This is a genomic window from Nocardiopsis sp. SBT366, from assembly GCF_001083815.1.
Lineage (GTDB): Bacteria > Actinomycetota > Actinomycetes > Streptosporangiales > Streptosporangiaceae > Nocardiopsis > Nocardiopsis prasina.
In genome coordinates this window covers 48,438-58,992 of sequence record NZ_LAVM01000035.1, presented here as the reverse complement: position 1 = coordinate 58,992, position 10,555 = coordinate 48,438, and the positions used below count along the sequence as shown (strand labels likewise).

8 protein-coding genes and 1 pseudogene are annotated in these 10,555 nt (G+C 72.5%); 4 read left to right on the top strand and 5 right to left on the bottom strand.

What is annotated here, in order from left to right; genetic code table 11:
• Positions 1 to 806 (bottom strand): annotated as a pseudogene (locus ADX84_RS12900) (DNA helicase); the annotation flags it as partial.
• Between the two features lie 161 nt (positions 807 to 967).
• Complete coding sequence (locus ADX84_RS12895) at positions 968 to 2,413, bottom strand: PucR family transcriptional regulator (protein WP_049572840.1); 1,446 nt, start codon at positions 2,411 to 2,413, stop codon at positions 968 to 970.
• A gap of 164 nt (positions 2,414 to 2,577) precedes the next feature.
• Between ADX84_RS12895 and gabT the strand changes: the two genes are divergently transcribed.
• Positions 2,578 to 3,912, top strand: a complete 1,335-nt coding sequence (gene gabT / locus ADX84_RS12890) for a 4-aminobutyrate--2-oxoglutarate transaminase (protein WP_049572837.1) — start codon at positions 2,578 to 2,580, stop codon at positions 3,910 to 3,912.
• A gap of 39 nt (positions 3,913 to 3,951) precedes the next feature.
• Here gabT and ADX84_RS12885 read toward each other — a convergent pair whose 3' ends face one another.
• Complete coding sequence (locus ADX84_RS12885) at positions 3,952 to 4,887, bottom strand: LysR family transcriptional regulator (protein ID WP_049572834.1); 936 nt, start codon at positions 4,885 to 4,887, stop codon at positions 3,952 to 3,954.
• 117 nt (positions 4,888 to 5,004) lie between these two features.
• Here ADX84_RS12885 and ADX84_RS12880 point away from each other — a divergent pair, with 117 nt between their 5' ends.
• From ADX84_RS12880 to ADX84_RS12870, 3 genes are all read left to right on the top strand, one after another.
• Positions 5,005 to 6,393 (top strand): CitMHS family transporter, encoded by a 1,389-nt coding sequence (locus tag ADX84_RS12880; RefSeq protein ID WP_049572831.1) that lies wholly within the window; start codon positions 5,005 to 5,007, stop codon positions 6,391 to 6,393.
• A gap of 66 nt (positions 6,394 to 6,459) precedes the next feature.
• Positions 6,460 to 7,773, top strand: coding sequence for an acyclic terpene utilization AtuA family protein (locus ADX84_RS12875; protein WP_234003944.1), 1,314 nt, complete (start codon positions 6,460 to 6,462; stop codon positions 7,771 to 7,773).
• On the top strand, positions 7,770 to 8,096 hold the full coding sequence (locus tag ADX84_RS12870; protein ID WP_049572826.1) for a hypothetical protein: 327 nt from the start codon (positions 7,770 to 7,772) through the stop codon (positions 8,094 to 8,096). Before ADX84_RS12875 ends, ADX84_RS12870 begins: the two co-directional genes overlap by 4 nt.
• Before the next feature lie 147 nt (positions 8,097 to 8,243).
• On the opposite strand, the gene ADX84_RS12865 is transcribed toward ADX84_RS12870, so the two are convergent.
• Both ADX84_RS12865 and ADX84_RS12860 read right to left on the bottom strand, forming a co-directional pair.
• Complete coding sequence (locus ADX84_RS12865) at positions 8,244 to 8,732, bottom strand: Lrp/AsnC family transcriptional regulator (protein ID WP_049572823.1); 489 nt, start codon at positions 8,730 to 8,732, stop codon at positions 8,244 to 8,246.
• Positions 8,733 to 8,842: 110 nt separating this feature from the next.
• A complete protein-coding gene (locus ADX84_RS12860) occupies positions 8,843 to 10,447 on the bottom strand; it encodes a PucR family transcriptional regulator (RefSeq protein ID WP_049572820.1) in 1,605 nt (534 codons plus the stop codon).
• Positions 10,448 to 10,555: the final 108 nt, after the last annotated feature.

Below are 10,555 nucleotides of genomic sequence, written 5' to 3'. Positions count from 1 at the left end.
GTCCCGCCCCCGTCGCCCGGCCCCGAGGGTCCCGCGCGGAAGAGCACGGCCGTGTTGTGCGCCCCGGGGATGAGCGGATGGGGCCTGCCCCGGGTGCCGAGGGGCGCGATGTCGTCCACCCGCTCGATCTCCAGCCGGGTGAGCAGGGTGCGCACCTTGGCGGCGAGGTCGGCGACAGCGGCGGGCCGGTGGGTGGGGTCGGGGGACTCGGAGCGGAGCCGTGCCCGCAGCTCGAACAGGTCCTCGGGATCGGTGATGCCGAGCCGGGCGAGGAGGGCGGGGTTGACGTCGGGCCTGCCCACCGCACGCACCAGCGGTCCCGGACCGGTGCCCGGCAGGCCGGTCCCGCCCGCCGACCCGGGCCCGTCCACGGCCCGGACGTCCACGGTGAGCAGGGGCAGGGCCACGCGGTCCGGGCCCTCGCCCAGGATCACCAGGGGGTAGCCGTAGCGCAACGCCTGTCCGTGTCGCACGGCCAGGCGGGTCACCCTGCCGCTCTCGGGGTGCGGGGGCAGCGTGTCCCTGGCTCCGCTGAACAGCAGTTCGGGACCGGCTGGCAGACAGGCGCAGGTGTCGGTGTTCAGCCGCTCGGCCCGCACCACGTGGGTGAGGACGGACTCGCGGCGCAGGCAGGCCCGCAGGTAGGCCAGGAAGGAGCGGACCCCGCCCTGGTCCGCCGGTGTCTTCCAGCGCAGGGACGCCGCGCCGATCCCCGCCGCCACGCGGCCGCGGTCCGCGATCCGCCCCTCAGTGGTCGGGTAGGACCCCAGACCACCGATCTGTTCGTCGTCCTGTAGTGACCTCACGACGCCCCCCTGACCACCCGACCAGAAGTGATCGGATGACTACCCCCAGCTATCAGGGCCATTGTGGTGCATTTTCCGCGCCCCCACCTGGCGAACGCCGGAACCGGTGCCACTTTCCCTCGGTGCCGGGGCGGTCCGGTGCCGAAGCGGACGAGCCGGTGTCAGTGACGGCCCTCGCGCACACGCAGCGCGATCCAGAGTTCGGTGCGGTGGTCCGGGTCGTCCAGGTCGCCGGGGAGCAGTTCCCGGATGCGCCGCATCCGGTAGCGCAGGGTGTGCCGGTGCACGCCCAGCCGCTCGGCTGCGGTGTCCCAGCGGCCCGAGGCGGCCAGGTAGGCACGCAGCGAGGCGAGGAGTTCGGGCGCGGCCCGCTGCTGGTCGATCGGGGCCAGCAGGTCGTCGGCCAGCCGGGCCCCGGCGGGGGTGTCCAGCAGACCGAGGAGGCCGCCCGGGAGCTGGTCGTAGCGCTGGAGGCCGCTCTCCTCCTCGGTGGCGGCGGCCAGCGCGCGTTCGGCCTGGGAACGGGCGGCTGCCAGGTCCGGGTAACCGACAGGGGCGCTCACGCCGACCGGCCCCGCCAGCACCTCCCCGAACACCGCGGCGTCGATGGCCGCCGCGGCCAGCACCACCGTACGGCCCTCGTGCCCGGCCACCAGGACGCCCTCGGGGCGGGGCCCGTCCGGAAGCGCCGCGCCGACAGCCACCACCACGGGCTCGGCGGGCAGCACCGCCCGCAGGTCGGCCGCGCCCGGGTGCACCGGGTCGAGGGCGCCGTCGAGCAGCGCCGTGAGCACGGCCGAGCGCACCCCGGAGCCCGGCCCGGGCGAGGGCCGTTCGAGTTCGAGGGAGAGCAGGGACACCGCCGCGTTGACCAGGGTGCGGTCGTCGGATCCGGACACCCGGACCCCGCCGACCGCCAGGAACCCCCGCGCCCGGCCACTCGTGGCCAGGGGCTGGACGGAGACGCGGTCGCCCTCCGAGGCCACCGAGACACTGGCCCGGGGTCCCGCGCCGCGCAGCCGGGCGAGCTCGTCGGCCAGCCCGGGGGCGCGGGCGGCGGCCGACCCGGGGGCCGCGTGCCGAACCGCGCCGTCCGGGGAGAGCAGCAGCACCCAGCCGCCGAGTTCGCGAGCGAGACGGTCCACAACGGCGGGGGCACCCGTGAGCGCGGCCCGGGTGAGCGCGCGCTGGGCGGCGAAGGCCCGGTTCAGGCCCTCGTACTCCTCCTGGGCAAGCAGCCGGGAGACCTCCTTGCCGACCGCCATGAACGGGGTCAGGCGGTGGACCTCCACGAGGGCCACCCCGAACTCCTCCGCGGCATCGACGAGTTCCTCGGGGGTGTGGTCGAAGTTGACCGCCGCGCCGAAGCCGATCCCGGCGATGTCGCGCTCGGCCAGGCGGCCCACGTAGGCGCGCAGGTCGGGGAGGCGGTCAACCCACCGCACACCGGTGGTGAGCACCAGCTCTCCCCCGGCCAGATAGGGGGTGGGGTCGGCCAGCTCGCTGACGGCGACCCACTCCACCTGGCGGTGCGTGCGGTCCTGCCCTGTCAGCAGGCGCAGACGCAGACTCGGCGTGCGCAGCAGCGCCCCCAGTGTCGGCGGCATCCGGACTCCCTCGCGTAGCTCTCCTCCCTGCGGCCCCATCCCTGACGCAATGGCACAGGACTCCCTCCTGATTATCCACTGTGTCCATGGGTGTCCGGTTCAGGGCGCTCTAGTGTCTTGCCCGTCCGCACAGTCGCACCACCCGCGCACAAGGAGGCAGCCGCATGGCACAGACCGAGGTCGTCCAGTCCCGCCGGATCGTCACCGAGATCCCCGGCCCCAAGTCCCGCGAGATCCAGAAGCGCCGGTCCGCCGCCGTCGCCCAGGGCGTGGGCAGCGTGCTGCCGGTGTACGTGGAGCGCGCGGGAGGCGGCATCGTCGAGGACGTCGACGGCAACGCGCTGATCGACTTCGGGTCCGGTATCGCGGTGACCAACGTCGGCAACGCCGACGCGCGGGTGGTCGAGCGCGCCGCCGAGCAGCTCGGCCGCTTCACGCACACCTGTTTCATGGTCAACCCGTACGAGGCCTACGTGGAGGTCTGCGAGGCGCTCAACCGGGTCACCCCGGGCGACCACGAGAAGCGGTCCATCCTGCTGAACTCGGGCGCGGAGGCGGTGGAGAACGCCGTCAAGATCGCGCGCAGCGCCACCGGGCGGCAGGCCGTCGTGGTGTTCGACCACGCCTACCACGGCCGCACCAACCTCACCATGGGCCTGACCGCGAAGAACATGCCCTACAAGCAGGGTTTCGGTCCGTTCGCGGGCGAGATCCACCGCATGCCCATGGCCTACGCCTACCGCTGGCCGACCGGTCCCGAGAACTGCGGACCCGAGGCCGCGGCCGCCGCGATCGACCAGGTCGTCAAGCAGATCGGCGCCGAGAACGTGGCCGCGATGGTCATCGAGCCCATCCAGGGTGAGGGCGGCTTCATCGAGCCCGCCCCCGGGTTCCTGCCCGCGCTGGTCGAGTTCTGCCGCGCCAACGGGATCGTGTTCGTCGCCGACGAGGTGCAGACCGGCTTCGCGCGCACCGGCGACATGTTCGCCTGCGACCACGAGGGGATCGTGCCGGACCTGATCGCCACGGCCAAGGGCATCGCGGGCGGCCTGCCGCTGGCGGCGGTGACCGGCCGGGCCGAGCTCATGGACGCCGTGCACGGCGGCGGGCTGGGCGGCACCTACGGCGGCAACCCGGCGGCCTGCGCCGCCGCGCTGGCCTCGCTGGAGGTGATCGAGACCGAGGACCTCACCGGCCGGGCCCGCGAGATCGGTGCGCTCATGCTGGACCGTCTCCGCTCCTTCGCCGACCGCTTCGACGTCGTGGGCGACGTGCGCGGCCGTGGGGCGATGGTCGCCATCGAGCTGGTCGGTGACGGCAAGGAGCCCAACTCCGAGGCCGTGGCCCAGGTGCTGAGGCACTGCCACTCCCGGGGCCTGGTCCTGCTGAGCGCGGGCACCTACGGCAACGTGATCCGGATGCTGCCGCCGCTGGTCATCGGGGACGACCTCCTCCGTGAGGGCCTGGACATCCTGGAGGAGGCCCTGGCCGGGGTGTAGGGCGGGTTCGGCGGACGCCCACCGGTCCGGCCTCGGCCGTCAGGCGGGGTCCGCCACCCAGGCCACCCCCTCCGGGAGGGGGTGGTCCTCGGCACGCATCCTCAGCAGAAGGTCCAGGAAGGCCTCGGCCGCCCGTCCCATGCGTCGCTCCCCATGGACGATCACGTCAACCCTCCGCTCGACGGCGGGTGCGCCGAGTGGCAGGCACACGTGGTCGGCGAAGCTCATGAGGATCCGGGACAGCGCGGGGAGCGCGGCGACACCGAGGCCCGCGGAGAGCAGGCCGCCCACGGTGGAGATGTTGCCCGCCTCGATGGTGCGCACCGGCCGGAGCCCCGCGCTCCGGAAGGCGGTGTCCGTGACCGGGCGGACGCTGGAGTCCCCGCCGGTCACGATGAAGGGTTCCGGGGCGAGGTCGGCCCAGGTGAGTTCCGGACGCCGCGCGAGCGGGTGCCCGGACGGCACCACCGCGAGGAAGCGGTCCCTGAGCAGCGGCCGTGCCCGCAGTCCCTCCTGCGGGCTCTGGGCGGCCACCAGCGCCATGTCGCACTCCCCCGCCCGCAGGCGCTCGATCGCGCTGCCCGCCATGCCGTCCAGGACGTGGACGTCGATCTCGGGGGCGCAGGCTCGGAAGCGCGCGATCACCGCTGGCAGCAGTGCGGCCGCGACCGAGGGCAGCGTCGCCACGACGACGGTGCCCCGGGTTCCGCGCAGGAAGCGTTCGAGTCCGTTCATTTCCGCACGGTGGGCGGCGAGCAGGCGCTCGGCCACGGCGAGGAGTTCGGCGCCCTCCGCCGTGCACCGCACGTTCCGGGTCGTGCGTTCGAGCAGTCGGACGCGCAGGTTGCGCTCCATCGCCATCACGGTCCGGCTCAACGAGGACTGCGCGACGTGCAGCGTGTCGGCGGCGGCGGTGAAACTCCCGTGCCTGGCGACGGTCGCGAAGACCGACAACTCCCTCAGCGTCAGGTCCATGCTCCGAGAGCATAGCTCCTTGCTTTGTTAATGCTGGACACTCAAGGAAACGTCACGGAAACATGAGCGAGAGTGCCGCAGGTCACTCTCTCCCCCCGTTTCCGAGGAGCGTTCCAGATGCTGACCGCCATGGGATTCGCGACGATCACGGTCGTGCTCGTGCTGCTGTTGTCCAACCGCGTGGGCGCGGTCGTGGCCCTGGCTGGCGTGCCCGTCGCCGCCGCCCTTGTGATGGGCTTCGGTCCCGGCGAGGTCGGTTCCTTCGTGTCCGCGGGCATCACCGGGGTGGCCGCCACCACCGCCATGTTCGTCTTCGCGATCCTCTACTTCGGGGTGATGCGCGACGCCGGGCTCTTCGACCCCATCGTGCGCCGAGTCCTGAGGTTCGCCGGGGACAACCCGGTGACCATCGCCGTGGCCACGGTGGTCCTGGCGATGGTGGCCCATCTCGACGGCGCCGGCGCGACCACGTTCCTCATCACGATCCCGGCGATGCTCCCCCTCTACGACGCGCTGGGGATGCGCCGGGTGGTACTCGCCGCGCTCACGGGACTCGGGGCGGGGATCATGAACATCCTCCCCTGGGGCGGCCCCACGGCGAGAGCGGCCACGGCGAGCGGCATCCCGGCCAACGACCTGTGGGTCCCTCTGATCCCGGCCCAGCTCATCGGCATGGTCACGTGCCTGCTCATCGCGTACTACCTGGGTGTGCGCGAGCGGAACCGGTTGCGCACGACGGCCGCGGGGCGTCCGGTCGGCGCCGGGGTCGGCCCGTCCGCTGGCTCGTCCGGCGGTCCGTCCGGCGGTGCGGACGGTGACGACGCCCCTCGGGTGGCCGCGCCCGCCGAGTACGAGTCGGAGCGTCCGGAGCTTCTGCGCCCCCGCCTGTACTGGTTGAACGCCGCGCTCACCCTGGCCGCCGTCGCCACTCTCATCTCGGGGGTGATGCCCCCGGAGCTGGTGTTCATGATCGCCCTCGTCATCGCGCTGGCCGTGAACTACCCGGGGATGTCGGCCCAGACCGAGAGGATCAACGACCACGCTCGCGGGGCGATCCTCATGGCCAGCACCCTCCTGGCGGCCGGGGCCTTCCTCGGAGTCATGGAGGAGAGCGGCATGATCGAGGCGATGGCGGTGTCGATGACCGGGGCCATGCCCGACTTCCTCGGACCCGGTCTGCCCCTGCTGATCGGCGTGCTGGCCGTCCCCATGAGCCTCGTCTTCGGTCCGGACGCCTACTACTTCGCCGTCATGCCCGTGCTGGCCGCCGTGGGAGGCGAGTTCGGTGTCGCCCCGATCGACGTCGCGCAGGCCTCGATCACCGGCCAGGAGACCGTCGGCTTCCCGATCAGCCCGATGACCGGTTCCTTCTACCTGCTGGTCGGCCTCTCCGGGGTCCCCATCGGCACCCACATCCGGTTCCTGTTCCCCTGGGCCTGGCTGGTCAGCCTGGTGGTCTTCGGGTCCGCCGTCGCCATGGGCGTCATCCTGCCGTGGGCGGCGTGACCGGCCCCCGCCAACGCCCGCACACCCCGCGAACCGATGGTCCGCGCGAACCCGAAGGAGCAACACGTGACCCCTGGCACCCGGATCGGCTGCGGCGCGGGATTCGCCTCCGACCGACTCCAACCCGCCGTCGACCTGGTCGAGCGGGGTGCGCTCGACACACTCGTCCTGGAGTGCCTGGGTGAGCGAACGGTCTCGCTCGCCTCCCTGCGCGCGTCCGAGGGCTCGGGGCCGGGGTACGACCCGATGCTCCGCCGCCGCCTCGAACTCCTCCTGGAACCCCTGCACCGTCGGGGCACGAGGCTGGTCACGAACGCGGGCGCCGCCGACCCGGTGGCCGCCGGGGCGATGGCCGCGGAACTGGCCGCCTCTCTTGGGTTGCCGACCACCGTGGCCGCCGTCTCCGGCGACGACGTCCTGGACAGGATCGACCCGTCCGCGCCCTGTTGGGAGGACGGGGAGCCGCTGGAGTCCCACGGGGAGCTCGTCTCCGCCAACGCCTACCTGGGAGCGGAGGCCCTGCTGCCCGCCCTGCGCGGCGGGGCCGACGTGATCGTCGCGGGCCGGGCCGCCGATCCCTCGCTGTTCCTGGCTCCGCTCGTCCACGACCTCGGCTGGGACCCGTCGGACGAGGGACTGCTGGCGGCGGGGACGCTGGTGGGCCACCTGCTGGAGTGCGCGGGCCAGCTGACCGGCGGGTACTTCGCCGATCCGGGCCGCAAGGACGTGGCGGGCCTTGCCGACCTGGGGTTCCCGCTGGCGGAGGTCGACGGCGACGGCCGTGCCGTGGTCACCAAACTCCCGGGGACGGGCGGCAGGGTCGACCGCATGACCGTCACTGAGCAGCTCACCTACGAGGTGACCGACCCACGGGCCTACCTGACCCCGGACGTCTCCCTGGACATGACGGGCGTGCGCCTGCGGGAGCTGGGCGGGGACCGCGTCCTCGTGGACGGGGCGCGCGGCTTCGCGCGGCCCCGGACACTGAAGGTCAGCGTGGGCTACCGGGCCGGATACCGAGGCGAGGGGGAGATCTCCTACACGGGGCCCGGCGCCGTGGCACGGGCCAGGCTCGCCGGGGAGGTGGTCCGCGAACGCCTGGGAGACCGGGTCCGCAGCCGGGTCGACCTGATCGGGGCGGGGTCCGGGCACGACGACGCGGCATTCTCGGAGTGCCGACTGCGTGTCGCCGCCCTGAGCACGGACCGGGCGGGGGCCCAGGCCGTGGAGGAGGAGGTCACCGCCCTGTACACCTGCGGCCCCGCCGGAGGGGGCGGGGTACGGACCCGAAGCGGTGAGGTCGTGGGCATCCTGTCGAGCACCATCGCACGAGAGCACGTGGAACCGGCGGTCAGCTGGTTCGGAGAGGAGCGGCGATGAGCGTCCCGCTGTACGAGATCGCCACCGCCAGAGCCGGGGACAAGGGCAACCTCAACACGATCTCCGTCGTCGCCCGTGACCCCCGCTGGTACCCGGTCCTCCTTGGGGAGCTGACGCCCGAGCGGGTCCGCGCCGAGTTGGGCGAGCGCTTTCGCGGTCCGGTCACCGTGCACCGCATGGACAACGTGCACGCCCTGATCCTGGTGTGCGCGCGGGCCTCCGACGACACGGTCACCACGTCCCTGTACCTGGACGCCCACGGCAAGACTCTGGCCGCGGAACTGCTGGGCATGGAGGTCACCGGGGTGCCGGGACCGCTGTGAGCCGGGCGGGGCGCGGACGCGGCCAGGTGGCGCAGGTGGGATTGCGAGGAACGAGCCATCACACCGCAGGCGCCGAAGGTTCCTCCGCAAAGGCGCCCGTCCACCCCATAGCGAAGCGCAGGCCCAGGAGGGCACAACCGCTTCCTCCTACCTGGTTCCCCACGCGTAGGTCTGCTTGCGCAGCTTGAGGTAGAGGAAGGTCTCGGTGCTCTCGACGGTCTCCACGGCGCGGATCGCGGCGAGGATGTCGAGCAGGCGGGCGTCGTCCTCGGCGACGACCTCGACCATGAGGTCGAAGGAGCCCGCCGTGATGACCACGTACTCGACGCCCGCCAGCTCGGAGACGGCGTCGGCGGCGGCGTTGAGGTCGCCGCTGGTGCGCACGCCGATCATCGCCTGACGCTCGAAGCCCAGTGTCATGGGGTCGGTGACGCCCACCACCTGGACCACCCCGGACTCCAGGAGGCGCTGCACGCGCTGGCGTACGGCGGCCTCCGACAGGCCCACGGTCTTGCCGATGGCCGCGTAGGACAGGCGTCCGTCCTGCTGGAGGACCTCGATGATGCGCTTGGCCGTCTCGTCCAACACCACCCCGTTGACCCGTCGTGCGGGTCCGGGGTCAAGGTGCTCGGTCACTGGGGTCCTCCACGCGTCAAAATCAGGAATCCCTTGTCAAGATGGAGATTCACAACGGAATCCAACGTACTGCACCGGTGTGACGAACAGGTGCCGAACGTGGGACTCCCCTACTGCTGGTCCCTGACCGAGTCCAGTGACAGCAGGGCCACGTGGAGGGACAGGCAGGTCTCCACCGACTCCAGGTCGGCGTCGAGCACGTTGGCGATCCGGCGCAGCCGTTCGTAGAAGGCGGGCCGGGACAGGTGCGCCCGGCTCGCGGCCAGCGCCTTGTTGCGCCCCGCGCCCAGGTAGTGGCGGAGCATGTCGGCGAGGTCGCCGCCGTGCCGGGCGTCGTGGTCCAGAAGCGGCCCCAGCTCGCGCTCCACGTAGGTCTGGAGGCGCTCGTCGTCGCGGAACAGGTGCAGCAGTCCGCGCAGGTGCAGGTCGGGCAGGCGGTAGAAGGGGCGCCGGTCGCTCTGCTTGATCGCCACGTCGCCCACCTGTCGGGCCTCGAGGAACGACCGGCGCACCTCGCGGACGTCGTCTGCGGCCGACCCCACCGCGAGCACCGCCGCGTCCCCCACGGCGCCACGGACCCGGTCCGCCAGCAGGTGCAGCGTGGCGTCCAGGCGCCTGCGGTCCGGCAGGGCGAGCAGGATGCCCACGCGCAGGTCGTCGAGGGAGCCCACCAGCGCGGGCAGGCGGAGTTCGCGACAGGCGCGGGCGGCGCCCTCGGCGGTGTCGGACAGACGGGCCTGCGCGGCCAGCCCGGTTCCGCTCTCGCGCAGCCGCAGGACCAGGCCGACCATCTCCCGGTTGTGCAGGGGCACACCCACGGCGCGGGCCCGGACCAGAGCCTCCTCCGGGTCGGAGTAGGCGCGGTCGATGATGCCCGCGATGATCGTGCGGTGGGTCTGGCGTTCCAGGCTCTCCTGGTGGCGCTCCAGCAGCCGTCCCAGCGCCAGGGTGGTGGCGGCCCGTTCGATGAGCATGGTCTGTCTGGCCGTGGGGGTGGCCCCGGTGATGAGGATCAGCCGCCCCCAGTCCTGCCCCCGGGCGCCGACCGTCGTGACCAACCAGCCCGAGGCGGGCGCGTGGACGGTCCGGGTTCCGGTACGGATCGCGCGCGACCGGCTCTCCCAGGCGGTCAGCAGGGTTCCGGGGTCCTCCCCGTTGAGGTCGCAGGCCAGGACCTGGTGGGTGAGGTTCTCCAGGACCACCGGGCAGCCGGAGAGTTGGGCCACCTCGTGCAGGATCTGCCCCACGTCGGCGCCCTCCACGGACAGCTGGGTGAAGACCGAGTGGAGTTTCTCGGACTCGCGCAGCTCCTCCAGCTGCTCGTTGACCACCCGGATGTGCACGGCCTCGGTGATCTCGACGAAGCGGGCCTCGCGGTCGAGGAGGATGACCGCGATGCGGGCGTCGCGGGCGGCGTCGAGGAAGGCCTTCGGGAGTTCGGCGTGGTACTTGCGACCGAGCTCGACGGCGATCCCGCTGACACCGGCGTCGGCGATGTCCTCGATGTAGCGCCGCAGGGCGTCGGGGTCGTCGGGCATGGCGATCCCGGTGCTGAGCACCAGCTCACCACCGCGCAGCAGGTGGGCGAGGTCGGTGACCTCCGCGATGTGGACCCAGCGCACGGCCACGTCCAGGTACTCGGAACCGGCCACCACTCGGGGCCTGGCCTTCTGGAGGGCGGGAAGCTGGAGGACCTCGGCAAGGGTGGGAAGCACAGGCGACAGTCTAGGACGCTCTGTCAGATTCGAGGGCGTAGTGCTTACATCGTGCTGGTGGCGCCGACTCGTGAGCTCCGGCGGGACCGTCCGACGTATGCTTTACAC

Bases quoted from the DNA above. Each gene is read 5' to 3' on its own strand.
- ADX84_RS12895 (WP_049572840.1), bottom strand. From the start codon at position 2,413: ATGCCGCCGACACTGGGGGCGCTGCTGCGCACGCCGAGTCTGCGTCTG.
- gabT (WP_049572837.1), top strand. From the start codon at position 2,578: ATGGCACAGACCGAGGTCGTCCAGTCCCGCCGGATCGTCACCGAGATC.
- ADX84_RS12870 (WP_049572826.1), top strand. From the start codon at position 7,770: ATGAGCGTCCCGCTGTACGAGATCGCCACCGCCAGAGCCGGGGACAAG.
- ADX84_RS12885 (WP_049572834.1), bottom strand. From the start codon at position 4,887: ATGGACCTGACGCTGAGGGAGTTGTCGGTCTTCGCGACCGTCGCCAGG.
- ADX84_RS12880 (WP_049572831.1), top strand. From the start codon at position 5,005: ATGCTGACCGCCATGGGATTCGCGACGATCACGGTCGTGCTCGTGCTG.